Source organism: Paraburkholderia dipogonis, assembly GCF_042680985.1.
Classification (GTDB): domain Bacteria; phylum Pseudomonadota; class Gammaproteobacteria; order Burkholderiales; family Burkholderiaceae; genus Paraburkholderia; species Paraburkholderia phytofirmans.
In genome coordinates this window covers 35,169-61,122 of sequence record NZ_JBHUFR010000029.1, presented here as the reverse complement: position 1 = coordinate 61,122, position 25,954 = coordinate 35,169, and the positions used below count along the sequence as shown (strand labels likewise).

Annotated in this window: 21 protein-coding genes and 2 pseudogenes; 11 read left to right on the top strand and 12 right to left on the bottom strand. The window is 58.6% G+C overall.

The features are described from left to right. The first annotated feature begins 46 nt into the window (after positions 1 to 46). The 5 genes from ACFSNN_RS32030 to ACFSNN_RS32010 all read left to right on the top strand — a co-directional run bounded on the left by ACFSNN_RS32030 (position 47) and on the right by ACFSNN_RS32010 (position 4,048). On the top strand, positions 47 to 331 hold the full coding sequence (locus tag ACFSNN_RS32030; protein WP_134466159.1) for an H-NS histone family protein: 285 nt from the start codon (positions 47 to 49) through the stop codon (positions 329 to 331). Further along, positions 328 to 903, top strand: coding sequence for a nucleoside 2-deoxyribosyltransferase (locus tag ACFSNN_RS32025; protein WP_134466158.1), 576 nt, complete (start codon positions 328 to 330; stop codon positions 901 to 903). Before ACFSNN_RS32030 ends, ACFSNN_RS32025 begins: the two co-directional genes overlap by 4 nt. 51 nt (positions 904 to 954) lie before the next feature. Then, positions 955 to 1,872, top strand: a complete 918-nt coding sequence (locus ACFSNN_RS32020; protein ID WP_134466450.1) for a tyrosine-type recombinase/integrase — start codon at positions 955 to 957, stop codon at positions 1,870 to 1,872. A 72-nt stretch (positions 1,873 to 1,944) separates the two neighbouring features. Next, positions 1,945 to 2,412, top strand: coding sequence for a hypothetical protein (locus ACFSNN_RS32015; protein ID WP_134466157.1), 468 nt, complete (start codon positions 1,945 to 1,947; stop codon positions 2,410 to 2,412). A 160-nt stretch (positions 2,413 to 2,572) separates the two neighbouring features. Beyond that, entirely contained in the window at positions 2,573 to 4,048 is a 1,476-nt protein-coding gene (locus ACFSNN_RS32010) for a 3'-5' exonuclease (RefSeq protein WP_134466156.1), read from the top strand. Between the two features lie 37 nt (positions 4,049 to 4,085). Here ACFSNN_RS32010 and ACFSNN_RS32005 read toward each other — a convergent pair whose 3' ends face one another. From ACFSNN_RS32005 to ACFSNN_RS31990, 4 genes are all read right to left on the bottom strand, one after another. Further along, entirely contained in the window at positions 4,086 to 4,364 is a 279-nt protein-coding gene (locus ACFSNN_RS32005) for a hypothetical protein (protein WP_134466155.1), read from the bottom strand. After that, positions 4,361 to 4,843 (bottom strand): DUF2778 domain-containing protein, encoded by a 483-nt coding sequence (locus ACFSNN_RS32000; RefSeq protein WP_134466154.1) that lies wholly within the window; start codon positions 4,841 to 4,843, stop codon positions 4,361 to 4,363. Before ACFSNN_RS32000 ends, ACFSNN_RS32005 begins: the two co-directional genes overlap by 4 nt. A 206-nt stretch (positions 4,844 to 5,049) precedes the next feature. After that, positions 5,050 to 6,027 carry a deazapurine DNA modification protein DpdA family protein gene (locus ACFSNN_RS31995; RefSeq protein ID WP_244323237.1) on the bottom strand — a complete coding sequence of 326 codons (978 nt, stop codon included), beginning with the start codon at positions 6,025 to 6,027 and terminating at the stop codon, positions 5,050 to 5,052. 75 nt (positions 6,028 to 6,102) lie between these two features. Then, entirely contained in the window at positions 6,103 to 6,864 is a 762-nt protein-coding gene (locus ACFSNN_RS31990) for a hypothetical protein (RefSeq protein ID WP_208949669.1), read from the bottom strand. 203 nt (positions 6,865 to 7,067) lie between these two features. Here ACFSNN_RS31990 and ACFSNN_RS31985 point away from each other — a divergent pair, with 203 nt between their 5' ends. From ACFSNN_RS31985 to ACFSNN_RS31975, 3 genes are read left to right on the top strand one after another with little or no spacing between them, the layout of a single operon-like run. Beyond that, positions 7,068 to 8,495 (top strand): hypothetical protein, encoded by a 1,428-nt coding sequence (locus ACFSNN_RS31985; RefSeq protein WP_377689899.1) that lies wholly within the window; start codon positions 7,068 to 7,070, stop codon positions 8,493 to 8,495. Between the two features lie 37 nt (positions 8,496 to 8,532). Then, entirely contained in the window at positions 8,533 to 12,135 is a 3,603-nt protein-coding gene (locus ACFSNN_RS31980; protein WP_166799453.1) for a VPA1269 family protein, read from the top strand. Continuing rightward, complete coding sequence (locus ACFSNN_RS31975; protein WP_134466151.1) at positions 12,125 to 12,826, top strand: hypothetical protein; 702 nt, start codon at positions 12,125 to 12,127, stop codon at positions 12,824 to 12,826. Before ACFSNN_RS31980 ends, ACFSNN_RS31975 begins: the two co-directional genes overlap by 11 nt. A gap of 32 nt (positions 12,827 to 12,858) precedes the next feature. Here the strand turns inward: ACFSNN_RS31975 and ACFSNN_RS31970 are convergent, their stop codons facing one another. The 4 genes from ACFSNN_RS31970 to ACFSNN_RS31955 all read right to left on the bottom strand — a co-directional run bounded on the left by ACFSNN_RS31970 (position 12,859) and on the right by ACFSNN_RS31955 (position 17,268). Beyond that, positions 12,859 to 14,538, bottom strand: coding sequence for a site-specific integrase (locus ACFSNN_RS31970; RefSeq protein ID WP_134466150.1), 1,680 nt, complete (start codon positions 14,536 to 14,538; stop codon positions 12,859 to 12,861). A gap of 181 nt (positions 14,539 to 14,719) precedes the next feature. Next, the gene (locus ACFSNN_RS31965; protein WP_377765114.1) at positions 14,720 to 15,574 is read right to left on the bottom strand and encodes a TraB/TrbI/VirB10 family type IV secretion system protein; all 855 of its coding nucleotides are present in this window, start codon (positions 15,572 to 15,574) and stop codon (positions 14,720 to 14,722) included. Between the two features lie 111 nt (positions 15,575 to 15,685). Beyond that, positions 15,686 to 16,567, bottom strand: a complete 882-nt coding sequence (locus ACFSNN_RS31960; protein WP_208949653.1) for a TrbG/VirB9 family P-type conjugative transfer protein — start codon at positions 16,565 to 16,567, stop codon at positions 15,686 to 15,688. Continuing rightward, complete coding sequence (locus tag ACFSNN_RS31955) at positions 16,567 to 17,268, bottom strand: VirB8 family type IV secretion system protein (RefSeq protein ID WP_134466148.1); 702 nt, start codon at positions 17,266 to 17,268, stop codon at positions 16,567 to 16,569. The genes ACFSNN_RS31960 and ACFSNN_RS31955 overlap by 1 nt, the downstream gene beginning before the upstream one ends. A gap of 432 nt (positions 17,269 to 17,700) precedes the next feature. Between ACFSNN_RS31955 and ACFSNN_RS31950 the strand changes: the two genes are divergently transcribed. Continuing rightward, on the top strand, positions 17,701 to 18,276 hold the full coding sequence (locus tag ACFSNN_RS31950; RefSeq protein WP_134466147.1) for a hypothetical protein: 576 nt from the start codon (positions 17,701 to 17,703) through the stop codon (positions 18,274 to 18,276). 76 nt (positions 18,277 to 18,352) lie between these two features. Here the strand turns inward: ACFSNN_RS31950 and ACFSNN_RS31945 are convergent. Next, positions 18,353 to 19,072 (bottom strand): annotated as a pseudogene (locus ACFSNN_RS31945) (IS6 family transposase). A 391-nt stretch (positions 19,073 to 19,463) separates the two neighbouring features. Next, positions 19,464 to 20,846 carry a replication initiation protein gene (locus ACFSNN_RS31940; protein ID WP_134466146.1) on the bottom strand — a complete coding sequence of 461 codons (1,383 nt, stop codon included), beginning with the start codon at positions 20,844 to 20,846 and terminating at the stop codon, positions 19,464 to 19,466. A gap of 842 nt (positions 20,847 to 21,688) precedes the next feature. On the opposite strand from ACFSNN_RS31940, the gene ACFSNN_RS31935 reads away from it, so the two are divergent. Beyond that, on the top strand, positions 21,689 to 22,897 hold the full coding sequence (locus tag ACFSNN_RS31935) for a ParA family protein (RefSeq protein WP_134466145.1): 1,209 nt from the start codon (positions 21,689 to 21,691) through the stop codon (positions 22,895 to 22,897). Continuing rightward, complete coding sequence (locus ACFSNN_RS31930; protein WP_134466144.1) at positions 22,894 to 23,877, top strand: ParB/RepB/Spo0J family partition protein; 984 nt, start codon at positions 22,894 to 22,896, stop codon at positions 23,875 to 23,877. The genes ACFSNN_RS31935 and ACFSNN_RS31930 overlap by 4 nt, the downstream gene beginning before the upstream one ends. A 307-nt stretch (positions 23,878 to 24,184) precedes the next feature. Here ACFSNN_RS31930 and ACFSNN_RS31925 read toward each other — a convergent pair whose 3' ends face one another. Beyond that, on the bottom strand, positions 24,185 to 24,781 hold the full coding sequence (locus ACFSNN_RS31925; RefSeq protein WP_341868470.1) for a tyrosine-type recombinase/integrase: 597 nt from the start codon (positions 24,779 to 24,781) through the stop codon (positions 24,185 to 24,187). Between the two features lie 568 nt (positions 24,782 to 25,349). Further along, positions 25,350 to 25,418, bottom strand: a pseudogene (locus ACFSNN_RS31920) (hypothetical protein); the annotation flags it as partial. Positions 25,419 to 25,954: the final 536 nt, after the last annotated feature.

The window sequence follows — 25,954 nt, the reverse complement described above, 5'->3', positions numbered from 1 at the left end:
TGGAGCCTGGTAGAATCGTCCATCATAACCAACGAAAATTCAACGAATGGAACGCTATAGGGACCTGCTTGCGCAGAAGGAGCAGTTGGAAAAGCTGATCGCCGAAGCGCATAAGAAAGAGGCCAGTGCGGCGCTCGACCGGGTGCGCGAGGCCGTCGCGGAGTTCGGCTTCACGCCGGAAGACATCTTTGGGAAGCGTCGCAGAGACGCCGGCGTGCCGGTGGCGCCGAAGTATCGCCATCCGGAGACCGGCGAAACGTGGAGCGGGCGCGGCCGCGCACCGCGCTGGCTCAAGGATCAGGACCTCGAACGCTTCCTCATCACCGAATGAGCGGTGCGCAGTACGGCCTTGCAAAGGCCCGAATCTATCTCGCAGGGTTCGACGTTTTCCGCGTCGATGCAATCGACTACGGTCGCGCGCTTCAGCGCATGTGCGCGGACGCCGGATTCGAGGGCCAATACCCGATCGATGCACTGGCGCCGGAGGACCTGCCACCGCAGGAAAAAGCTGCGTGGATCTATCGCTCCAACCTCGCTGCGATCGGACGCGCGGATATCGTCATGGCCAACGTGGCAGACTTTCGCGGCGCGGGCGAACCTGACAGCGGCACCGCGTTCGAAATCGGGTTTGCGGCTGCGCTTGGGAAGCCCATCTGGGCTTATCGGGAGGATCTCGCCGCGTTGCGCGAGCGCGTGCCATGCAGCGCGACACAGCTCGGCGATGTCTGCGAACGTGGCTATCTGGTTGAGGACTTCGGGCTTCCCCTTAACCTGATGCTCGCGTGCGCGGCAAAGATCGTCCAGGGCGGTCCTGCCGAGTGCCTGCGTGCAATCTCCGACGCCTATGACACCTATGAGGGTGGGAGAAGAGCCCCCTCCTCCTGCAGGCTGAGTGGCGGATGATTCGCCAGCCGTAGGGATGACGCCATTTCAGTATATAAGGTGCTGAATGCCATGAACGAATCGCATCTGTGGACAGCGGAGCCGCATACCGCCTACCTGCATTGGCAGACGACGGACGCGGCCGGCGCGGACCGCCGTCGGTTCTCCCAACGTTCCATCGTGCAGCACAGGGCGATGTTCGACCGGTTCCTGCGCCATCTGGTCACCCGCGGCGTGGCACTCGCGACCTTTGGGCCCGAGCACCTTGAGTCGTTCTTTGACGACGTCGAAAACCGTTGTGCACCAGGGACGACCACCCGGCTGCGTTACGTCAAGCTGATCGACCGTCTGTGTCGCCATCTGGTCGACGTCGGCCTGCGTCACAGCAATCCAGCGGCAACCTTCGCGCTCTCGGCCGCGTGGCCCGAGGACGAGCCCGAACCGCTCTTTCTCGATACCGACGCAGACACCGCCCTGCAAAGCTATGTCCAACCCGACGCCGGCGACGATGGCCGCCTGTGCCGCAACCGCGCGGTCGTAGCTCTGCTGCTAGGCGCGGGCCTCACTGCGGCCGAACTGTGCGGCGCGCGATGGCGCGACATCGTCATCGAGGGGATAAGGCCGCAGGTGTCCGTTCCGAAACGAGCCGCACGCCTTGAGAGAACTGTGGTCCTTCCCGCTTTCTCGACGCCCGCGCTTGCGGCATGGCAACGGCTTCATCCGTCGCCCGACGGCGCGCTTCTTTTCCCCGCGCCGCGCACAGACGACAAGCCGATCAACGATGTACTCCTGGGCGCGATCGTCCGTGACGCACTGGACGCAATCGGCTTTGCCGCGCCGGACATGAGCCCGCGCGTGTTGCGCAATACCTTCGCGCGTCGTCAGCTGCTGTCTGGCCGCACCAACGAACAGACGAGCGCAATGCTGGGTCTGGCCAGTCATCGCACCGCTATCCGCATCCGCGACACCATCAGCGCCCAGACGACTTGACTTCGCTTCCCACTCCGTAGGCTGGTCTTGCCGGTTCATCCGTGCCGGCACAACGTTCGTTCGGAGTGCTACATGCCATACAAGACATCGTTCACGGACATGGCCTATCCCGATGAAATGGGCAGGCCCTGCACCATTCAGTTCCGCATTGCGCTCACCGCAACAATTGAGCGTCTGGCGATTGTCCATCTGCTTGAGACGAAGGCCGAGTACCAGGGTCCGATGGAGTCATCCATCGTCCGGGACCAGATCCTGAATCGCATTCTGGATACTCACCTGCGCGGTGTTCCGTTGAACGCTATCCGGCTCGTCGTCGAGAGCGGCGAAGAATCGTCGTTGTTTCCAATCGATTTCGACGTTGGGGACTACATCAAGCGTGGCAATCCATACGAGGCGACGCATGTCACAACGGGTCGCGGTCTGTTCCGGGAACGTGTCGCGATCCGGTCTGAATCGGCTGTCGCCGGACGAACCCGCGTACAGACCAGCCACGCCGAGCCCGTTGCCGTGCCGCGCGACATAGCTAACGCGCTGCGCTAGGCGTGTGACGCGCTCGGCCGGTTCACAAGCCCGAAAGGCGGTGCTGTTACGCCGTCTTTCGACCGGGCGCGCACCTGCGCGACCGGTCAGAATGTCCTGGAGTACATGTGTCCCGCAACCCGCATCACAGCCCTTCGCTGCCCACATCATTCGAGAGCGCATGAAAACAATCAAGCCGACGAACGAACAGCTCGACACGCTCGAGACGGTCGCCTCCGGCGCTACGGTAAAAGTCAAAGCGTACGCCGGCGCCGGCAAGACCTCGACGCTCGGGATGATCGCCGAACGGTTCAGCACGAAGCGTGGCCAGTACCTCGCCTTCAATAGGGACATTGCGGCCGAAGCAAAGCGGAAGTTTCCGCACAACGTCATGTGCCAGACAGTCCATTCGGTCGCCTTCCGGGCCACCGACGAGGCGTTGACCGCGCGGCTGAATCTCCCAAAGGAGCCGCCTCACCTTCTCGCCGCCAGGTACGGGCTCGGCCCCGTCCGCGTTCCGACGATTATTGGCAAAAACGTCGAGTTATCCGCCTTTCAGGTCGGCCGGCTCGTTGCAGATGGCGCTGCACGCTTTTGCCGGTCTGCGCAGGACGAGCCAGAGGCGTGGCACATTCCAGTCGACGAGATGATCACCGAGCAGTCGGCCGACGAGTTGCGCGCGATGCTTTTGCCCTTCGTGGTACGACACTGGAACGAGAGCATCGATCCGCAGGGAAAGACCGCCATCACCCCGGACACGTATCTGAAGACGTGGGAGCGGTCGCGTCCGCAGATCGGCGCCGATTTCATCCTGTTCGATGAAGCGCAGGACAGCGACGGTCTGATGCTGTCGGTCCTGCGTCGCCAGCAGCACGCGCATGTCATCTACGTGGGCGATCCGTATCAGCAGATCTACGAGTGGCGCGGCGCGGTCAACGCGATGGATCTGATCAAGGCCAGGGAGTGCGCGCTCACCGAGTCGTTTCGCTTTGGACCGCACTTTGCCGCGCTTGCTTCACGCGTTCTGAACCTCCTCGGCGAGCGGGTACCGCTTCGCGGCCAGCCCCACATAGCGTCTGCATTCTTCGAGGAGTATGACCTTGCCCGTAGCTTCGACGCGATCCTCTGCCGCAAGAACGTGACCGTCATCGGAACTCTGGCAAACGGCCTGCAGAGCGGGCATAAGGTCGCGGTGCGCGCGAACATTGAAGAGATCCTCGCATTTGCTGACGGCGCGGACCGCCTGATGCGGGGTCAACGCACCTACAGCCCGGCGTCGCTCGCGCTGTTTGAGACGTGGCGCGACGTGCAGGACTATGCGTCGAGCTACGCCGGCCGCGATCTGTTGCCAATCGTTCAGATCATCGACCGGGAGGGAACCGCCTTTCTGCGCGACATGCTGTCCCGCGCTTCCCCGGAAGCGGAGGCGGATTATGTGGTCTCAACGATTCACCGCGCCAAAGGACTTGAATGGAACCGCGTGAAGGTCTGCGGCGATTTCCGTTTCAGGACGGACGACGATGGACGCACTACGCTTACCGACGAGGAGAAGCGCTTGCTGTATGTGGGCCTTACACGCGCCCGGAATGAAATGGACGTGTCAGAGTTGCGCAACGATCTACTTAAAGTTTTCAAGGAGGCGGCCGAAAGCTTATAAGGCTATCCAGTCAATGCAAGGAGCAAGATGAATGAGGTTACCGGGCCGCCTGGTCCTGTCTTCGCCTCTGAATAAACACCGATGCAATGCAGACGACGAGCGCAGCAGTGATGAAGCTGACGGCGAGCAGCACGCAGAGCACTACGCTTTCTTCGCCTTCCATGCCAACGGCGCCGAATATACGAAATAACGGCGTCAGCGCGGTCCATACGGCGTCGCTACCGACCCAGCGCGCAAGCGGGTCAATTCGCGAAAGGCCGATGAATACGAGTGGAGTGAGCAGGACCGCAAGGCCCACGCGCAAGAGACCTTTCATCGCACGTCCACCGTTCCGTAGTAGGGGATATCCGTGCCGGGGATCACCGCTGGCGGCTGAGATAGGAGGTAGGCGCTTAGACGGTCAAACTGCGCCTGCGACGGGAGCGTTATGCAGCCGTCGCTGATACCCCAGCGGCCGTTCGGATGCAACCGGAAATTGCCGCGCTTCACGCCGTTCACGAATGTCCAGTCGTCAATCTTGCCGTCGGCGCTGTACAGCGCGAACCAACTCGCCCGGTTGCTGTTTGACCACATATCCAGCGCGAGGTCACGAACGCGCCCTAGTCGCCCACCTGTCTCGCGCCTGATGATGTAATAGCGACCCTTCGGGATCGGACCGGCGCCGACGACAGCAGTGTCTGCAGGGTTATCGACGTGATCCTTGTTGCCGGAGAAAGCGGCTACTCCGCCAAAACCGCTGCATAGGAGCGTCGAGACCTTCAAACCATTGAGTGCAAATGTGCATTGTGCGGGCATACCAGACCTTTGAACCTGTGATTGCCGTAAGGTATGACAAATTGCTACATCTGCGCAATCGCCACGGTGTAGTCGTTCGGAGAATATGCCGCGTGCATTGATAACCCGCTCCCTGCAGACGGGCTATGGGACGCTGCCCGTCTCAGACGAAAAAAAAGCCCGGGGTTCCAGAGGAACCCGCGGGCTGATCAAGACACTATCGGCGCCTAGCCGTTGAACGAAAGGCGAAACTGATCGCCGCTCCGAGGAGCGACCCGGCGCGATGCACTGCTCATCCAACGGTCCATCTCGGCCGCCCGGTGAGCAATTGTGTTGGGCGTTCCCGCCTGCCGCGCTTTCACGCGGGCGGCAAAGTCCGGTGCCATGGAATCCACGCTTGCCACCCAGTCATACATCTTGACGCGCTCGAGGGCTGGCCCCTTTACGCCGAACAGGTGAAGTTTGGAACCGGCCGGCAAATGCGCTTCCAGCCCTTCGAGGATGGCGAACAGCCCGTGCCGGCGATCGGTCAGGTGCCGCCGACAGACCGAGCCAAGACCGATAAGAACGGGCGCCGCAATCCACGGCGTCCACCGCTCCCAGACTTGGAGCAACAGGTCGATGCTTCGTCGGTAATCGTCAACTTTCCAACCCTGTGCAACGGGTACCGGAATCCGGACAGTGTTCTGCACAACGTCGGCGCTACAACTTGCCGCCAGCTGATCCTGCCAGGCATAGACCACTCGCAGCATCGCCTCGAGCAACGTCGCCGTTGCGTTCACCCGATAGTCGACTGCATCCTGATCCGCTGCGAGCTCAGGTTCACAACACATATCCGGCTGGGCGACCCAGGCTGCCCCTGAACAGGATGCCAGTTCGACGTACTGCTCCATCGTCCAGGGATACACGCCCGCGATTCCGCTTTGTCCGCCCTTTGACTGAAAAAGCTTCATCGCCGAAAAGCCCGCGCTATCCAGGGCAAAGTCGATTTCCGTGAGATCGGTTGCTCGCGGGATACGGAAGTGGCCGGTCTGCCGGTTCCAGAAGGCGGACGCCGACACCATCGCTGGATATCCTTCGTTGAAAGCGTGGAACGCAAGCCGGCCGCCACTATGAGGGATGCCGACCCGCACAACGAGCCCGTCATCTACATGAGCGTTTTTCTGCAGCACCGGCATGCCGGGCACGCGTGGTCCTATAGTCATTTGCCACTCCAAAAAAGTGCGGAGCAGCCCCCTCGCGGGCATGCCCCGCAGGGATAGAAAAGAGTCGTTTATCGGTTACGCAGCGAGTGCGAATAGATCAAGCTGCGCAGCGTCAACGACGTGCGCCTCTGTGTCGCTGAGCGCGTTGTCAATGAGATACCGGTCCAGCTCCGTCGGCGAAAGATTCAAACGCTCCGCGAGCCGCGCGAAATACAGACCGCGCACCGCCATGTCCTGATAGCGCTGAGCGCTTCCGGCTGGGAGAGTCAGGATCGCTTCGTTAAGCCAGAAGCGCGTGGACTCGATCGCCGGATGGCCTTGGACACGCGAGTACCAGGCGTAATCGAATGAACAGGTGACAAACTCGCACGCGCGTACAGCGTCGACGTGCAGTTGATCGCTTTCCTCGAAATACACAACCCGCTCACCCTGCTTCGTTTGCGCATACGTCGAGATGCGCTGGGGGTGCCGATATGGATTCCACTGCTCGGCCAGACAATCACGCAAACCATCAGCCGGAGCCTCGGCATCGAAGCGCCCGACGTGATACCAACCGTAGTTTGGTACCGGAACCTTGGGGAATGGCTCCACCTTTGGAATGACATACCGCCTACCCAGCCGGTTCACTTCGTACCACGTGGACAGCGCCGGAAAAGCGTGCGGCGCGTAGTGGTGCATTGACAGCATGAAGTCGATCGCCACCAGTTGAGCCGGTGTGATCATCTCGAACTGCACCTCGCACAACTCCCGGTTCTCCGCGTTGTCCTCGATACGCCCCGCCGCGAGATCCGCGTCGTGCTGCTCAGCCCGTTCGACCTCCAGCGCGTCAAGTGTCAACAGATAGCGCAGGAGATCCAGACTTATGCGACCCTGTTCGGATATACCGATTGAGAAGCTTTCTGCGCTGAAACCTATCCCGTCGAGTTCTATCCAGGTACAGTACCGCTCCGCTGTTTCTCTCTCATTTCATGCCGCAACGCCGCTGTTGGTCAATCAAGTACATCCATACTAGAGAGTTCCCGAAGTACCGGTTTCCGCTGGTGTTCCTGAACGGTCAACCGTCGTACGTCATCAATCAATGGGTCAGTCATATGATCCGGAACGGCGTCGGGCAATCCTTGTTACAGGAACGCCTACGAGCAGTGCTTCATCTTTGTGATTTCTGTTTCTGGCGGTATGGCGATGAAGAGTTAAGCCCGGCATCAAAAAGGACGCTGGTCACGGACTTTCTCGAAGCTAAGCAAAGAGGAACGGGCAACGGCACGCCAGACGAGAACTCATGGCTCGGATGGAAACCTGCAAATCGCAACAACCTTAAACGTTATCTTGCCGGGATAAACACGTTTGACGAGTGGCAAGCAACCTACCATCTCGCCCGGCGCCTCAACCCGTTCGATACCGTCGTTCTCGACGCCGTGCAATCGCACGCAGCTTTCAGGAGTAGAGAGAAGTGGGATCTCCTACTGCATCTTTTTCCATCCCGCTCCCTCACTCAGCGTCGGCACAGCCATCAGCTTCCTGCGGTCCACAAGCGCCATACTGGAAAACGTCAATCGACACACAAGGTCTTTCCGTTGGAGGCGTTCGTCGACCTCGTCGAGCAATGCTCGAACCCACGCGACAAGATGCTTTACCTGCAACTGTTTGGGCTCGGAATGCGCGGTTCGGAGGTACTGCATCTTTACCTGGAAGACGTCTTCGGAGTCTCAAAACAGGGCGAGGCGCGTGTTCGCCTCGACGACCCCGAGACCGGCGAATGGCGATGGTTCGACTCCACGGGCAAGTCTCGCCGTGGAAGCCGCTCGACCTACCTTCAGTCGGAGTGGGCCAATGAAGAGTTCCGCGACGAGATACCTCAGCTTCATCGGCTGAGGCCTCGCACGCTGTATGGCAGCAGAGGCGGTATGCACTCCGGATTCAAAGGTATGTCATTCCACTTTGACGAGTCCGCATCGCCTGAACTGTTTGGTCACGAAGCACTGTGGATCGACCCGCGTTTGGGCGTCTACTACCTGACCTGCTTGAAGATGTACCTTGCAGAGAACTTCCACGGCAAGCCGCCTCGTTGGCCCTTTCACCCCTGGCTTTACATCCAGCTCGACAGGAAGAGCCATGGAATGCCTATGACCATTCCAGCTCTTCGGAAAATGTGGATGCGCGATTTGTCCCGACTGAAGCTCGGTCATCTTGGCCTCGGACTTCACTCCCTTCGACATCTTGCCGGCTACTACTGCGCCAGCGTCTTGCACCATCCGCTTCCGACCACGCAAGCACTGCTTCGCCACGCAAGCCAGCTAAGTACCGAAACTTACTATCACCTATCGCCAGAAGTGGTGCGAGAACAACTCCGACACGCCGTTGGTACGGCTTTTATGTCGCCGTCGGCCCACGCCAGAGCTGATAGACCTCGACCCGTGCTTGATTTACCCAAGCATTGGGCGCCCCGATATCGATTCATAGAAGAATAAACCCATGCCTGGATTTATAAAGTTCGAACCGTTGAGCGTGAGCAGCGATCAAAGTCAACTCAAAAAAGCCACCGGCTTCTGGTCGAAAAAGGAGCTATTGCTGAACACAGGGACGGACGTAGTGTTGCTCAGAGCGGATCAGGAGGTCGCAGCGATCCTGGACTTCCTCAACGCCGAGTATGAACGGCGGCTCCGCCCGGCGGTGGCTCAGCGCGTCGAGCGTTGCCTTGCGCTTGCAGGCGGCGACTTCGCGCAGATGCTTCTTAAAAACCCGAGCTTCCGGAACGGTTTCCAGGCAAACGATCTGGAGGGATTCAAGGCGCGGCGCTTCCGTAGCAACTGGAATCAGGTGATGTGGTCGAAGATTCTGGACTATCTCGAAGAGACCTATCCAAGAGATCCGTCATCTCAGAAAGAGGCCATCATTGACGAGATTGTGCGATCGCATCGGTTGGGCGAAGGGATGCCTATCGCTATTAAAAGCCAGGCGATCTCCTGGCTTCACCTCAGCTTGCCGTACTTCAGGGCTGTCGTCCATGCCAGCCATAGCTTCGCGGAACTCGTGCAGAACATGTGCACGTTGCGGCAATTCACGTGGAACTATCACAAAAAAAGCCGTGACTGGGCGTTGGATCGAAACAAGGAGGTTCTCGACCGCTGCCGCACGCTTCAGCTTCCGTTTGCCGAGATGCGACATCCAACAGATTCGCTAAGGGCATTGGCACTGGCGAACGGCTGTACGCTCGCCCTTACCCTACTGGCGCATCGCGAATACCTGCTGCTTCCTAGCCGCTCCACTTCATTCCTGGTAGCTGCATGTCGCCTGATCGATACGACGTGGGATTGGGACACGCTACCGCCCAACCCGCGAATCCATCTGTCCACGATTCTTGCATCGTCAACTGTGCGGACCATACAGGACGTTCCCGAAAACGTCCGTCAGTGGATGGAAGACTGCAGATTCGGCGAAGCGACACACGGGCTGTTCAAAAAACTCGTCGTGCGGGCACAGGTAAGCGATCCAAGCCTGCCGCCCTGGCCAATGGCTGAACTCCACGGGCTGAAGCGGAAGGCGCGAGTCGGCATTGAAGGACGTTGGTCTACGCCGAACATCGCTCGAGATTATGGTCCTGCCTGGGCCAGGTTCGCCGAGATTCGCGATAACGCATCTGAAGTTAGCCCTCAGCACAATGGTGCCGCGTACAGACACCTATTGCCATGGGCTGCGGAACGGGGCTTTCTGTCGCCAACCGACATTGAGCCTACCGATCTTGATGACCCGTTTGATCCGACGCGAAGCGATACGTTTCGCGCTTATCTGGTGCGGCCAGAAAAGCTGAGTATCACAACAGGGAAGCCGCCGGCGACAGCGTGGACAGCGCCCGCGCTTGCGTTTGCGTTGGTTTGCAATGCGTTGAAACTCCGCCCGGACCCGACGCTACCACTGAAAGACAATCCCTTCGGTCCTCTGGAGAATCCGTTTCGACTCACAAAGCCGTCGAAGACGACCAGGCATCGGCTTCCCACAGCCATTCATGAAGCAATGATCGACGTGCTTCTAGACTGTGACATCGACGGTGTGCCCACATATCGTTGGGCGCGAGAGGGCCCCGCCGCATTTGATCTGTTCGAGTGGTTTGGCGCGGACGGCAAGGCGCCCGCCCAGACGGTATGGTGCCCATCTCGCTGTGCAATGCTCGCCCTCCTCCTCATGATCCCAATACGTGGCAAACAGGCGCGCTGGCTGGACCGCGGCTTGATGGACAAGCGCATCTGGAACATCGACCGGCATGTGTATGAGGAGAATCAGCACCCGTTGGCGTCGTGGAGATATCCCGACGGTGAAACTCAGGCAGAGCGATTCGGTCGCGCGAGCGGGGTGTTGCAACCTATCGCGGATTCGGTGCTCGACCTGCACGAGATCGGTCTGTTTGTGAATACCAACAAGACTCAGATGTGGGATCCGCTTAACCGCAGGGGTTATGAGATTCCTTGGCCATTCACCGCCAACGAGAGCGGGGAACCGGAGGCGCGGGCCGCCGGGCGATGGCTCAACCGCCCCTATGAGGTTCTGTTTCAGCAAATCAAATGGATGGACAAGTATGCCCCGAATCCGTTGCCGGTATCGTTCATGGACTCCACTTCGGAGCAGAAGCATGTAAACAGGAAGGTCGCTGAGCGGCTTCCGATGTTCACACCGGTGTTTGCCGACCTCTCCGCCGATGCCTACAGGAACGACGCGGCTCACACTCGCATCCACTTACCCGCTCAGCCGGCCAAGATATATCGGCTCTTCAGCGCACTCTCGCTCGAAGTCGAGATACGTCTGGCAGCCGAGGGGCGACCTGTCACGCTCACGACATCCAGCACGTCCAACCTCGGGTACCAAGGGCGCGCGAGCGTCTACCAGATTCATGGCCTCCGAGTGGCGGGTATCTCGCGACTCATCGAAATGGGCGTACCCGTAAGCATCGTCCAGGAGTTTATCGCCGGTCACGCCACAGCGGTAATGACGCTCTACTACGCGAAGTCAGAGCGAGCCGCCTTAAAGGAAAAGCTCACGGCGGCGTTCGCTGCGCGCGGCGTCGTTGATAGCTGGGAAAGCCTGCGCCCTGCACTCTCGTCGGCGACCGACTTATGGGTTGGTAATCCGCGTTACCGAAGCATCAGAGATGATCGCCTGATGGAGCAATACTCTGGCTGGCGGACGGTCCCGGGAGGGATCTGCCCACTGGGCGGGACAGCGTGCCACATGGGCGGCGTACCCGTCGGCGACGGTCTCGAAATCAACCTCGGCAAGTATGAGCCGGTAAATGGGGGATGCGGGAACTGCCGGTTCTTCAGTACGGGCCCCGCCTTCCTGATACAGCAAGCGCAGGCGATGAACGAACTCATGCTGGAGCTTCGCATGCACGGTCGGTCCAGGAAGTCGCTGTACGGGCATCTGTCGGAACTTGCATGGACTGATACAAAGGAGTTGCAGAGCGATCAGCGCCGCAAACTTGCCTTCGACCGGCAAGTCATCAAGGAACAGATTTCCACTATCGATCAACGGTGCGAGCCTCTGGTGCTCGAGTGGTTCAACCGCTACATGATGTTCGAGGAATCGTCAAAGTTGCTGGATCGGTGGAAACAGTTTGAGAAGGAAAACCGAAGCAACGATGCTCGCTTGGCGTTGCTGGCTGCGGCCGACGGAAAAGACATTCGAGACGAAATCAATGTACGTCTCCAACGGGGTGGCGAATTCTCGCTGGTGCGGGGCATTCTCGATTCCGCCAACATTCAGGGCGGCCTCGCTCGCGCATCTCAACTGTCGAAGGACCGTTGCTGTGAGTTCATGGACAGAATCCTGCGCCATGAAGCATCTGAGCATCTTCTGATGGACATCCCGGATGCGTCGAAGCGGCACGAAGCTGCCTGGTTAATGGCGAACATGGTTGAGCAGCTCGCCGGAGCAACCGCCGTTCAAGCCTGCATCGACGACGGAACACCCTTGCCTATCATTGAGGAGCGCCGCGCTGAATTCCGTCGATGGACAAGCCATGTTCTAGGCGAATCCGTTCCTAGCGCATCGCGGGTCGAGTCCAGCGGCACGAAACGCTCAGCGTTGTATGAACAGAAGGACCATCATGCTGATTGAGACCGCAGAGCAGATTTACAGCCGGCTCATGTCCGAACTTGGCCCCAAGTCGCGGGTAAGTCTTGAACGGATCCGCCAGGCATGCGACGGCATTGAAGTCGTCAGGGGTCTCATGAATTACAGTCGTGTCGCCGCGGCAGCGACAGAACGCTTCGGCGGTCCAAAGCAGCAGACGATCCAGAACAACCGGCTGCTGAAGGCCTACATATCGCGTCGCGTTCTGGAGTATGGCCAGACGTCCAGGCGCTCGGTCGAAAAACATACCGCAGTGTGCTCCGCTCAGTCAGCTCAATATCCGACGACGTCCATCGACGCGAAGACACGCGCTTACATCGACTTGCTGAGAGCGGACAATAAACGCCTGCACGATGAGAACGTCCATCTCAGTCGTCTCCTCGAGGAGCGAACCGAGAGTTCCCCGGTACCTCTCGCAGACGCGATTCGGTCCGGCCCGTCGGACGAATTCGCTCTCCAGATCGCCACAGTTGACGGTCAAGCGCTTCCGGGATCGATGCGCGAACTGCTGGAATTGTTTGTTAATGGTCGCGACGAGCAAATGCAGATTCAGTCGCGCGATGATGCGACGCGGCTCACGATTCTGAGGAACGGGATTGAGCATGTGTTGCTGACGCCGGCGCAGTGGAATCAAGCCAGAGTCTGGATGATGCGTACACTAGAAACCCAGCGATAGGGGGATGGCACCGGTCAATGGCCGGGATGAGGTCACGGCGCCGACGTTCGGAAAGCCGCGGTTATCTGATGAAGACGCATTGTCTCATCGCTGTGCAGGTAAATTGAGGTTGTCGATATGGACGCATGGCGAAGGTTATCGCGAACGGTAGTAAGCGCGGCGCCATGCGCAAGTCCGTGCGTGGCGTGGGTATGTCGCATCCAGTGTGGGCTCGCACGTCGTAACTTCCCGGCCAAAGCCTGATGATCGCCCTCAATACGGTTGGCCGCCTGGTGGAAGAAGCGCTTCAATACAAGCCAGAGCAGTTTGCTACTGATGGCGCCAGCCGGTTCGCCGTCGAGGCGGCCCACAAGAGGCGTGTCGGTGCCCCAACGCTCTGGCGTCACAGGCAGGCCTCTGGCCAGCAAATACTTCGTCAACGCATACCATGCAATAGGCGGCAGAACGACCTTGTCCCTCCTATGTCCCTTCCCTGTCACCAATAACCAATGCTCACCTCGTGCATTGACTCTGATGTCACCGAGCGTGGCGCTCACCAGTTCACTCGAGCGCAGCCCGGTTGCGAAGCCGAGGTCGAGTACAAAATGCAATCGTTGGGCCGCAGGGGAACTCCATCCGTCTGACCATTCGATGCCGTCGGCTAACACCCGCAATAACGCCCATTCGCTCGTGGTGAAAGCCCGGTCCGCGTCGAAGGAATGCACGCCACTCCCGCCTCTGACCTTCACACCGGAGAAAGGATTCGCAAGCACATACCGCTGTTCGATAAGCCAGCGAAACAGCACACCGACAATCGTTATCGCCTGCGCAACCGAGCGCGCGGATAACCGACCCGTGAACGGTCGCCAATCTGGAGCGCCCCGCGACGTCGACGGTCCAACCCAGCGTTCGCGTGGTGTCGGCTGGCGAAGAAACGCACGATACGCGACGGCGTCTTCCGTAGTAAGTGAAGAAAGCGCCCGCTGGCGCTCGAGAACCGCCCACAAGATTAACCGCTCGGCTTCCTTCCGATACACGCGAAGTGTCGCCGCAGACTCCTGCAACGAAAGCCAAGCCTGCACGGCTTCGTAGTCGTTGGTTGCATCAAGCGTGCAGGTTGACACCGGCGCCCTGAATGTACCGGCCGATCCGTCTAGCTCCCGCGGCAGGCGGAGATGCTCCCAAGGCGCTATCTCATTACGGCGTTCTCTCTCCACCAGCGCGCGTGCCCTCTCAGTGAGGTCTGGATGTTCCGCAAAGAACCTCTCGATGCGCTGCGCGCTTGATACGCCCAGACCAGGGATAACCTTCCACCACTGCCTCCGCCTCGGAATTCGAATGGTCAGATCGGCGAGCGTCCGGATCCCGAACCCGTTCAGCGCGAGCGCCGTTCTCTGGGGGAGCCACTGCTCGACGGGATCGCTGATCGTGGGTGTAGCAACGGAAGCATGACGGAGCTCTTCAATCGCCGAGGCGAGAGCCTTGGCTCGGCGGCCCCGACCGTCCGACGGATGCATGATCAACGGGACCAAATCAGCCCGTCCCACCCGCGCGGCGAACTCGGCAAGCGTCCGTCGTATCGCGCCCAAGACACCTCGTGCTGAACGTCCGTGCCCCACTCGTTCCGGAAGGAAGCGGACGACGGCAGCACGCGACGACAACCCGCCGCACCACGCGCGTAAGGCAGCAAGCGAGTCAGAATCAGGAAATGTCACTGTCGTTGGGTCGGTCATGGAACCTCCTCCACCTTCGATAGAAGCGCAGTTTGACCGGCATATCCGGCCATTCTGATAAGAATAATTATCGGAACGACATGCGGAAAGGACGCTACGCCGCAGCGTTATAGGTGAGCATTTACGGGAACAGCAAGCAGTCCAACGTCGGTGGATGAGGTCGAAAACGAGAATCGGTACCTCATCGGGATATGTACCGATCGTTAGGGGCCACAGAAACGCCGCAGGACCGCGATTTGCCGTATCCCGCGGCGCAAAAAGTAGAGTGACATGGTGCGACAACAATTCCACGAATGCTGTCGTACACATCTTTTTCGACCATCAGCGAGGCGGTGCCGGGACGATCAGAATTCATGCGCTCCGTCGACAGCACACCGATGTGATGCGGAGGCGACAGCACACAGCCGCGTGCCTGACCGACGAAGCCGGTACGCGCGAAGTCCTGACCGCCTGACTGCGCGGACACGTTCTTGATGAAGCCTGAATCGTGGTCCTGACTCGAATATGGACGTGCCGATTGTGCCTGGCCGCCGAAGCCGGCTCCAGCAAGCGCTGCCGACACACGGTCACCGACCGAACCCGCTGCTGCCTGCTGCGCAGCAGCCTGTTGCGCGGCCACCTGCGCGGGCGTGAGAATCCCCGCCAGCTGGTTGGGTGCTGCCGGCGCCGTGTCCTTAACCTTCAGGCCGGGTTTGAAAATCGGCGAGGCATAGATCGCGTCCGCATCGGACTCAGACTTGATCTTGCGGGTCTGCTCGTCGTTGATGAAACCATCGGCCGTCAGCGCGGGCGTCGCACCTCCGGCATTCGCCGGAGTTCCTGTCGATGGCGTACGCGCGGCCGCAGCCGCCCGTGCCTCGGAGGCTGCGAGCCTGCGCGCGGAACTCAGCTGGTCATCAATGATCTTGCTGACGTCCTGCGGATTGTTCGATTTGTCGACGATTTCAGCGGCTTTCGCTTTCTTCTTCAGCGCGGCTTCTGCGTCAATCTTCGCGCTTTCCTGGACCTGGTAGTAGAACCCGAGCGCCGCGATCACAATAGCCGCGACACCGCCTACCGCGAAGAGCGCGTTACGGGGCGACTTCCCCTTGAAGAGACTGGCGCGCTGATTGTCCGGTTGACCGTTCGGTTGGTTCATAGGCTTTCCTCAGAATCCAAACAGGCCCGGGCGGCGACGCGTAATGGTCACTTCCTCGTTCGGCGCGCGCAGCACGATTTCGTCGGCCATTTCCTGCACAACGATGTACTGCCCGCGACGGATGAAGTTCGGGCTGACGTAGTCGCCGTGATCCTTCACGACGGGAATCGCGAAGGGTGCGTCGGCAGGCAGGCGCAGCCACACGGCCTTGCCGTCATCGAATACGGTTTCGGGCTTGAAGGACGCAGAGCCCGACACCTTGTAGTCGAAGTTAAGTTTGTCGGGGGAGACGCCGATCGGACCGGAGTCAGTCTGCCCCCCAGCATCATCACCCCGCCCTCCGCCGACGCCGCCCACCTGTTCTCTCGCACGGACCTTCGCCATAACCGAACCGGGGTAGTTAAAGCGCACCGTCTGATAGAAGAGCCCACCCATCGGCGATGAGACGAGCGTCATGTCGTACTCGCGGAGATTCGTCGTCAGGTGCAGCGTGTTGACGAGGCCGGGCTTAACGGGTTTGACGAATATATGGTTCTCGCCGTCGGTATCGATAACCCACTGGACGGAGTCCCCCATTGCGGGATCGGTCGTCAGCCGCTCGCCTTTCGCCAGCTCGATGGTGGTGTTCTTGAGCGGCGCGGTCATGATCCGGTAAATCTGGTCGCGGCTATAAGGAAAGACAACCATCCGCGCATCTCCCGGCATGGTGATCGGGTCCGAGCCGGCGTTATACGGGTTAACCGGGCTCATCGGATCGCTCATTGCTGTAGCGAGATCGAACGAGGCGGCCGAACTGGGCGTGCTTTTTCTTGCGGCGTACACGGCAGGACAGGCTGCTCCGGCGCAAGCGAATGCGATGGCCCACGAAGCGAGCGTGCGGGAGGCAATCATTATTGGGTCTTCTGGATCGAGAACAACGGATAGAAAATTCCGAACGGATTGGACCCGAGCGCGTCTTCGGATGTCGGAGGGACGATCTGGTAGCGGATCGTCAGAGCGTATTTCTGGACGACAGGCCGGTCGGTAGGGGACTGGGTTGTGCTGGTCGTGAACTCGACCACGCCTGTTGAGTCGTCGAGCAGCGCGACGTTAGTGACGCGCACCTCTCTCACCAACTTTGGATTCAATGTAATGGCCTGGAATGGCGCATCGGCCTTGACCCAGTCACCGAACTGATTGCGTGCGTTGCCAACCATCATGGCCTTTACGCCGTTGATGTTCTTTGCCATCCGCGAAGTCTGGATGTCGTCCGTCAAAACCGGCTCGATCGTCCACCAGCGTTCGACCGATTCACGCAGCGATGTACGGATCGCCTGGTCGTCTGGCTTATAGGCCGCAAGCTGGGTGACTATGGCATGACCGTTGACGTCGGATGAGACACCATATGACTTCACTTCCGACGGCGGCGGATTGCGCGTGTAGACCGCGCCACCTGCAATCAACGCCAGAATGAAGCAGAAGGTCTTCCAGTGATTAGCTTCGGTGCGCAGACGCGCGCCCATGTCGAAGATAATCTTCTCAGGGTCATCCTGTGAGTAACCGCCTGGTGCGGTGGAGAGGGTGATCTGCTTTTTGCTGCGGAATAAATGCATGACGGTCGATCCATTGGGGCCGACTCAATTCAATCAGCCCCAAGAGGAAGCCAGACATGCAAAAGAAGTGCTATTTTCAGCCGCTTTTTCGTGACAGCTTTGCCGCTTAGCCGGCTCGATGTCTTAAGCCAGAATGAGGGGCAAAAACACATAGCTTTCGGTGAATTCGCAGGAATTAAAACGAGTAGAGTTGTCCCACGCGCGTTTCACGCGTTGCACAGGAGGGACGGCCGTTGTTGGAGCTTCCTTATCCACCGATCTATGGCTTATTCCGCTTTACAGCCATGCACTTAGCGGCCCCTCGCAACGTTCCGTCGCACGGTAGCCCAAAATAAAAGTGACCTGATCCGGCTCAAGGTCCTTTTACTGAATCTGCAACGAAGGGCGGGGTTGCCTTTGCAGAGACGCCGGATTATTACAGGACCTTTGCAAATGTTTGCGCTCCAAGAAACTTGTATCGATGACCGTGAAGCGGCAACCAATATTCATAAAAAGCTGCGCGAACAAGGGGCGCCGCTCCTCGTAATGGGGAAGTTCTACTTGTCGGTACTAGTGAGAGGCGTGTGGCCGAGCCAACGAGCCATAGCGTCTGATCTTGACGTCTCTCTATCTCAGATGTCACGGATGGTTGCTACAGCCAGGTTGCCGGAAGCGGTGCTTCGTCTTTTTATTGGCCAGCCCCTCTCGTTCCGGGAAGCTGACACCCTTCGAAGATTATCGGCACAGCTCGGCGAGACTGAGATTGTTCGTCGAACCCAGTACGTCTCCGAAGACTGCTCGCTGGAAGACGTATTCGCTATACTAACTATTGGGCACCCAAAGGAGCGAAAGGGCGTCAGGTTAAGCCTTGTGCATGGACAAAAATATCTTCGGCTTGATGTGCCGAACTTCGAGCAAGTGGCGACCCGCGTAGCGCACCTGGAGCAGATCCTCAACCTTCTGCTTACGACGAGTGACGGCAAGGACTGGATGCCCGCTATGCCACTCACGGGGAAACGCGGTGTTTGATTGAAGCCTTCATGGTTGCGAGGGTTCTGGTGCAAATAGGAACGCAGTTTGAGAATTTTCCTATAGGAAGGATAACTTATCGAGTGGACAGGAGTGCACTCCATACGGTGGCCGCAGTGATCTCCTTGAGGCCGCGCTCCGTGAGATCGAACTGGCCCTTGCGAATGCGATGCGTTAATTCGATAGCTGAAATTGTGGTCGCGGCGCTCCTGAACCGTTTGAAGCCGAGCATCACTTTCGTTCTGGACTTGATGTGGCGATGGCCCTGCTCTATCAGGTTGTTCAGATAATTCGAGGACCGGACCTTTGTGTCGTCAGGCAGCAGACCGTCGGCCTTCATCTCGCGTGCCGCGCGGTGCGAGGCAGCGTAGCCATCGAGCGTGATAGTCTCCGGCGACTGGCCCTGATGTCTGATCGCCTTGGTGAAAAGGGCTTTGGCCGCGGCCACGTCGCGCCTCGCCCTGAGCATGAAGGCCACGGTCTGGCCAGCCCGATCCACCGCCCGGTACAGGTAGACCCATTTGCCGCGAATCTTCATGTAGGTTTCGTCGACGCGCCACGAGCGACCGACTGGCGTAGCAAAGCGATTCCAGCGTTTGACGAACTCGGGCGTATAGCGTTTCACCCAGCGCAGGATCGTCGTGTGAGCCAGCGATCATCCCCGTTCGGCAGTCATTCCGACCAGATCGCACAGGTTAAGCTTGCAGCGCAGATACCAGCGAACGCACAGAATGATGATCTCCCGATCAAAATGGCGTCCTTCGAACAACTCATCCAGACTCGTCAGCTTGCTCATCGCGGGTCATCAGTTCGTTTTGCTCCGACAACTTTACCCGATCCGCCGACCCTATTTGCACCCGAGCCCTTACGAGTCGGTCGAGGATCGCAACGATTTGAAGTTATCGCTGGTAGAGGACACGCGATCGGGTTCTGTTCGCATTGAGTCTCCCAGATTCGAGCGATTGCTAACCTACTTGCGTTAACTTGAGCACTTGGTGAGGGCGTCGGCCAATTTGTTGCTGACCAGTGACGGAAGGGACTGCACAAATGAGGTATTGCCAACTGAACCGTACCTTCGAAAGCCGGAGCTTGGAGCGACGAATCGAGCCCGGGCTAGCCGGACCAGACGTAGTGCCAAAGGGCACTACGTTGCATCGAAAGCAGAAGGTCCCGGACCTTTCGCCGCGCTATCGGTCTTTGGCTTTGCCAGACTTGGCCTTATTGAACACATAGCCCGCGAACCCATCTTTCAGGTCGGGATATCGCTCAATCGTAGATTCGGTCAGATCGCTGGTCGGATCGATGCCAAGGCGCCGGAGGGTGAGCTTCCCCGCTGCGCTGGCTTTGTAGGTCCGCCTCCAGTCATCCCGCTGCCTCAACTCTGCCGCTTCATATGCTTCCCACCCGCGCCGGATTTCATCGACCCTGCGGTCGTGCGCATGTATATTTTGAGCCGCAATCCGCAACGCTATCTGACTCGCGGCCTGCTCTTTAACCTCAACGTCGCGCTGTTCGGTCAACGCCAGGTTTTTCTGAATCTCAACCATCTTCCGCTCGGCGTCGGAGACGATCCAACCTTCCTTCAATGCCTTCATAAAGAACCCCGCCGGGCTCTTCGACACCTTGCCTAATCTCAGGCTGAACCGCGTTCGCTCGATCGCCTGTTCTAATCGTTCATCGTTGTAGGTTTCGCGCTCTGCTGCAATTTGATTGAGTTGAGTACTGGAAAGACCAAATTCCTGCTTCAGCGCTTGATATATCGCTTGCGCCTGTTCGTGGGTCTGCAGTACGCGCTCGGCCATCTCTTTGCGCTCGACCTGAAATCTCAGGCGGCCAATCTTGCGAGATCCCTGTTCATTGCGCGTCTCGTATGAGAGTGTGAGGTCCGAGACTTGGTTGATTTGCTCCACGGCCGGCGCGAGCCAGTCACGTTTGAAGTACTTGAACTCCAGTGCCTTGGCGCCGATCGAGCCCTGCCATGAGCGCAATTCGTCGAGCGTTAGCCACTCAGTTTCTCCCTCGTCTGCGTAGGGAAGCAAGTGGTCGTACAGAACCCGCGCGTAGCTGAGTGTGAAGAGAGAGGTAACACGCAGACTCAGCCAATGTGACTTGCCTGGCCCACGAATTATGCCAATGAGATCTGTCGGGACCCGGAACTGGAAGCGGCCGCCTGAGAAGGAAACGCGTCCAATCAACTGCACCGAACCAAAAGGCTTCTCGCCATCATCGTCCGGCGCGGTGGTTGCTTGAATCAGCGCCCGCTGGGCTTCCGTGATGACCTGTTCAAGGTGCGTGTTATTGCGGCTCGAATAGCGCATGAGCCACTTAAAGTAATCCAGCTCCACGTCATATAGGTCGCGAACCTGTCCGTCCTGGGCAACAATGAAATAGGCCGCATCGATCAGCCGTCGAGCGGCGACGCCCAAATCGACGATTCGAATCAAGACATTCTTCCGGGCGAAACCGATATCGGACCGGGCCGTTTCGACGGGCAAGTCCTCCGCGTTCGCGTCGTCGAACAAAGCCAGGGCGAGTTGCCGCGACGTGGCTACCTGCCCTGCTACTGTCATTTAGCCTCCAGCGTGGCGTCCAAGATGATATGGAACCGTACGGTACCGATGCCAAGGTGACCTGTCAACACAGATCACCTCACCTTGTCGATCGACCAGCACAGAAAACCTCACCTTTGGCGAGAGACTCACAATTCGCCTCACCATCTCCTCCCAAATACCTCACCTTGCTTCCCAATTCAGGGCACCTTGCAGTGGTAAACGGTTCACCGTGGCGCTCAATTAACAGCACTTCTGGCACAGGACGCCTCACCTTGTGGGTGCAAGCTATTGATTTTTATAGATGGCGTGCCTTCCGTTAGTTGTTAGTTGGTTTTTGTTTTTCAATAAAAACAAACCACCTAGGCCAGCGAGGTGGAAGTGCAGAAGCAGTAGCGCCAGTCATAGCACGTATTTGCTCGGCGTTCGGGACCGTCGTGCTGTATCGGCAGGAGGTGCTCCTGCATACCGCCAGGCGCAACGCGCGTATGGCGAAAGGGTTGTGGATGGTGAGGTAAATTGTGAACCACCGGAATGCCTCATCAGACTACACAGCTTTTTGAGATCAAAGGTGAGGTGTTTTGTGTTACGCGGTAGTTCGATGCGCGGCGATCTGCCTCTCCGGTCTTCGTAGCACCTTTTGCATCAGCGCTCTCACACGCGGAAGCTCTCCGCAAGTACTTGAATTCAATAACTTTGTTGTGAGTAAACATCGCTTTTCCAATTTCGAGATCGAAATTGATGGCATTTCGACAGCGTGATGAGTATTCTACGGTTCGGAACATTGATGGCCTAAAACCGTTAAAACAGAAGGCGAGCGTTGAGAAATTCCCTCACCTTCGACAAAAAGAGGAAGTATCCAAATGAATCTGAGCGAATTGCCAGGTATAGATAGGCGCGTGAAGCTCTCCAACCTAGGGGAGTTTGCCGAACGCTTGTCGGTCATGGCGAACGAACTGCGCGATCAAATCCTGGCTCCCCGTCCGCGGAAGAATCCCCCTGTCTTTACGATCGGTGAACTGTCGGAGCTATGCGGCGTCGACCGCCAGAAGATCAACTACCTGGCGACCAAGGAAGGTGGCGAGTTGCCACCGGGTGTGGCGCACGGTACTGGAAGGGCGCGGATCTTCTCCTTACAAGAGGTCCGGACGTGGGTGCAACAGGTGTCCGATATCTATCAAACTCCGCTGGTAACCGGGACGCGTGAGCATCGCGGGCGTGTGTTAATCACTGCCAACTTCAAGGGGGGATCGTGTAAGACTACGACCACAATGTGTATCGCACAGGGATTGAGTTTGCGCGGGCGGAAAGTACTTGTCATTGACCTTGACCCTCAGGCTTCACTTTCAGAGCTATGCGGCTTATACGCCGAGAAAGACGTAACGTGGGAAGACACTGTGCTTCCGTTCATCTATGACCCTAGCATGGAAGGTGGACTAAGGACCAAAGTACAAAGCACCTATTGGGACGGGCTCGATGTGATTCCTGCACACAACTATCTTCACGACGCAGAGTTTCATCTTCCGACGGCGCAACAGACAAACCCCGGCTTCGAGTTTTGGTCTGTACTTCGCAAAGGCATCGAGCCACTACGGGCCGAATACGATTACATCATTCTCGATACAGCGCCGTCTCTTTCCTACATGACGCTTAACGGTCTAATGGCAGCAGATTCAATGGTGATGCCGTTGGTTCCGGAGAGCTTGGACTTTATCTCGTCGGTGTCATTCTGGTCACTGTTCGCCGAGGTCGCACATGGCTTCGTCCAACATGAAGTCGATAAAACGTACGACTTCATCTCTGTGCTTCTTTCTAGGGTGGACTATGGCACTACATCATCAGCGCCGGTTGTACGCTCGTGGTCTCAGCGCGCATATGGGGATTGGCTCCATTCGACAGAAGTTCCAGCAAGCTCGGTAATGAGCAACGGCGCCCTGGCATTCTCGACCGTGTTTGACTTGTCCCGTTCTGACGCAGTTGCGAAGACTTTGGCGCGGGTTAAACAACCGTTGTTGGACTATTGCAAGTGGATTGACGACCAGTACGTGGCGCAATGGAGGGCCGGACAATGAGCAACTTGCGTGAGCGCATGATGAGCAAGACTGCGGAGGTTCGAGCGGCAAAGGATATTCAACTCGACCAGCAGCAAGAAAAACCCGCGAGCCCACGTACTGCGCCGGGAATGGCCGGCGCCTTAGCGCAAGCACAGCAACGGATCGTCGAACTTGAAAAGTCGGGGATGGAGTCCGAAGTTCGCGTTTCTGAGATCGTTCCGAACCCGTGGCAACCGCGGAAGGTCTTCAATGAAGCGAAGCTAACACAACTCGCGGAATCGATCCGTGAAGCGGGTCTCGTTCAGCCTATCGTAATTCGGCGTGCAGCCGGTGGTTTTCAGATCGTGGCTGGTGAGCGCCGTTGGCGCGCACACAAGATGATCGGGAGGGAGACTATCAAGGTTGTCATCATCGAACTCTCGGATGAAGAGATGGCGATGTTGGCGCTTGTAGAAAACGTTGTTCGTGACGATTTGTCGGATTATGAAATTGCGCGCTCCATCCGTAGCACAGAAAAGGAGTTTCCGAACCGCAAGCGGATGGCTGAGGGATTAGGTATCTCCCGCTCAGAACTCTACCGATACCTTGCATTCGGCGATTTGCCCGACTTTGTGATCAGGGACTTAGACATCCACCCACGACTTATTGGCGCGAGTGCCGCGGAGGGCGTGGTTTCAGCGTTGCGCGACAAAAATGAGCGAGCCGTTGAAATCGCAAGGGATGTCTGGGCGAGGCTCGTAGCAGGCGACCTCGATCAAACAAAGCTGGTTCGTGCGATCAAGCAGGCAATTGATAATGGCGACAAGGGTGGTGTTGGCGTCACTGACAGAAGCATTGAAAAGATATTTGCCGGGAAGAACCAAGCCGGATCGATCACAAAGGATGCAGTCGGTTTCACGGTTAAGATCAGGGCTGGAATGCTCACCGATGACAAGGAGCAGCAGATACGAGCGCTGATTTCCGAGCTTTTTTCAGGAAGCAGCGATAGCGCCGTTTGAGGCGTTCGAGATGGCGTGTCCCAAATTGGGACACGCAGACCCAAAGTGATCGCCGATCTAGGCGGACAATTTCCCGTGTCCCAATTTGGGACACGGCGACAAAACTCCATATAAGAAGCAACGACCGCTACCGATTTGTCGTCGGTCCGACGGGTTAGACGCGGCGCGACTTGGGGATACCAGTTCAACCGATGGTCTTTTCACTGCCGCCAACGAGGCCCATCAGACCATAGCAGGGCTGTGCCGGGTAACCTTATATACTAAGTTTGGCACCGCCGACGACCAGCCGGAACGCAAGGCGAATCGATCACTCAGCGCCGCCGTTTTTCCGGTACAAGTCGCCAACCTCGCGCAGCAACCGTTGCTTTTCGGCTTGAACGTAGATGGAAGTAGTCTGCAGCGATGCATGCCCGGGGACCCGCTGCACGACGTCAAGCGGCACGTCTTCAGCGGTCGCTTGCGTGCCGAAGGTATGGCGAAACGCGTGAGGGGACGTACCAGCCAGCAACTTCATTTCGGCCGTCGTCAAATCCGGCATCCCGGCGATAAGCCGCTTCATGGCCCAGTCAACCATCGTGTTGAGCGAGTCGGGATGACAGGCGAGGGGAGTTCCCTCCGCATGCTTCTTCTGTGCCAACCGGGTTCGCGGAATATACATCGGGGCGAGCAAGGGACCACTTGTGGCCGTACTGAAGTCAAGGCCGCGATCGCGCCAGTGCATCCGGAGCGCGTCGATGGTCGCAGGGCTGACGGGCACCACGTGCTCCTTGCTGCGGTTTCCGATCGCGAGCAGTTGCCATACTGCGGCGTTCGCATCGCCAAACGAAGTAGGCGATAGCCGTTCGCGAGTGGCCCGCGCCAGTTCCTCTCGCCGAAGGCCTGAGTCGCAACCTAGCAACAGCACAACGCGCACCGCCCGCCAGATAGCGGACGCTGACGAGCCAGCCGAACGCGGAACGGAGCGCGCGGATCACGTACTTCTGGCTGTCCGCGCCCAGCCCGGCCGATGCGAATGGCTTCCACCGGCCGCTTTTGCGCGGTTCCCTCGGGCCTACGAAATCCGGATCGGGCGAGGCCAGAAAGTCCTTGTATGCCTCGCAGTCGTCGGCGAGCAGCGAACTGAGCGGCTTCTGGCAGACGGTGACTGACCATAAGAGAAAACGCTCCAGTTCCTTCGTGTATGCCCGTAGCGTCTTGGGCTGCTGACGGAAGCGATAAAGGTAGGCGCGCACCGCATCGAGATCGTGGTGTGCGCTGATGTAGGGAAAGGCAACGGACCGGTTTGATCCGTTCGCGCCCGACAGGGCATGACCGATGGTCATACGCTCCAGCGGCACCAGCGAGCGCGAGCCTCCGCCAACCGTGACGCGTTCGCTCGTCGGCGCGGTCAGCGGGTCGGCCAGATCCACGTCCGCGTCGACGCGTCGCCCGAGGACCGCTTCATGGCGGCGCAACCAAGCCACGATCAGCCGGGCACGACTCGCGCCGATCCGCGGCACGGCTCGCCACCAGCTGCCGCCACGCCCGTTGCAGGAGTCGATTAGACCGCCAAGGGTCGCGATGCCTTTCCGCTTTCAGGCCAGGCTGCGGCTGCGCGGCCGCCAGCGCCGCAGCCTGTTCAACCATCTTGAGGCTGACTGCCGTCAGGCGCGCGCTGCCGTGCGCCTTTGCAGAGGCCTTCAGGTGGTCGGCGAGCACAGGAGAGCCGTGCTCGAGCGCCAGTTCCACCAGCACGGCCTCCATGCGCCGCAGGTACGCCTCGACCCATGCTGCGGTCGGCTCGTGTCCGTCCTCATCTTCAGTGAAATACAAGCGAGCGATGGTCGCGGTTGGCACGCGTTGCACGAAGGCACGCAGCGCCGTGAAGTCGGTGCGCGAATAGGCGCGCTCGTTCGTGAGAGTCTGGCGCTGATTGGCCATGGTTGTCCTTTCAGGTCGTCGCTTCGCTATAGCGCGGGCTTGCCTGTTGCTCGCGCAGCCATGCATCATCCCGCAGTGCGTCAGCGGCATGAGTCGACAGCCGAGCCCAGGTCACGTTCGACCAGTCCGCACCATAGCTCCACCTGATGCGGCGCGC

What these genes read in the sequence shown, in the direction of transcription:
- ACFSNN_RS31935 (WP_134466145.1), top strand. Translation starts at nt 21,689, where the DNA reads ATGAATCTGAGCGAATTGCCAGGTATAGATAGGCGCGTGAAGCTCTCC.
- ACFSNN_RS31960 (WP_208949653.1), bottom strand. Translation starts at nt 16,567, where the DNA reads ATGATTGCCTCCCGCACGCTCGCTTCGTGGGCCATCGCATTCGCTTGC.
- ACFSNN_RS32005 (WP_134466155.1), bottom strand. Translation starts at nt 4,364, where the DNA reads ATGAAAGGTCTCTTGCGCGTGGGCCTTGCGGTCCTGCTCACTCCACTC.
- ACFSNN_RS31970 (WP_134466150.1), bottom strand. Translation starts at nt 14,538, where the DNA reads ATGACCGACCCAACGACAGTGACATTTCCTGATTCTGACTCGCTTGCT.
- ACFSNN_RS31995 (WP_244323237.1), bottom strand. Translation starts at nt 6,027, where the DNA reads ATGACTATAGGACCACGCGTGCCCGGCATGCCGGTGCTGCAGAAAAAC.
- ACFSNN_RS31940 (WP_134466146.1), bottom strand. Translation starts at nt 20,846, where the DNA reads ATGACAGTAGCAGGGCAGGTAGCCACGTCGCGGCAACTCGCCCTGGCT.
- ACFSNN_RS32015 (WP_134466157.1), top strand. Translation starts at nt 1,945, where the DNA reads ATGCCATACAAGACATCGTTCACGGACATGGCCTATCCCGATGAAATG.
- ACFSNN_RS31955 (WP_134466148.1), bottom strand. Translation starts at nt 17,268, where the DNA reads ATGCATTTATTCCGCAGCAAAAAGCAGATCACCCTCTCCACCGCACCA.
- ACFSNN_RS32025 (WP_134466158.1), top strand. Translation starts at nt 328, where the DNA reads ATGAGCGGTGCGCAGTACGGCCTTGCAAAGGCCCGAATCTATCTCGCA.
- ACFSNN_RS32010 (WP_134466156.1), top strand. Translation starts at nt 2,573, where the DNA reads ATGAAAACAATCAAGCCGACGAACGAACAGCTCGACACGCTCGAGACG.
- ACFSNN_RS31930 (WP_134466144.1), top strand. Translation starts at nt 22,894, where the DNA reads ATGAGCAACTTGCGTGAGCGCATGATGAGCAAGACTGCGGAGGTTCGA.
- ACFSNN_RS31950 (WP_134466147.1), top strand. Translation starts at nt 17,701, where the DNA reads ATGTTTGCGCTCCAAGAAACTTGTATCGATGACCGTGAAGCGGCAACC.
- ACFSNN_RS31975 (WP_134466151.1), top strand. Translation starts at nt 12,125, where the DNA reads ATGCTGATTGAGACCGCAGAGCAGATTTACAGCCGGCTCATGTCCGAA.
- ACFSNN_RS32030 (WP_134466159.1), top strand. Translation starts at nt 47, where the DNA reads ATGGAACGCTATAGGGACCTGCTTGCGCAGAAGGAGCAGTTGGAAAAG.
- ACFSNN_RS32000 (WP_134466154.1), bottom strand. Translation starts at nt 4,843, where the DNA reads ATGCCCGCACAATGCACATTTGCACTCAATGGTTTGAAGGTCTCGACG.
- ACFSNN_RS32020 (WP_134466450.1), top strand. Translation starts at nt 955, where the DNA reads ATGAACGAATCGCATCTGTGGACAGCGGAGCCGCATACCGCCTACCTG.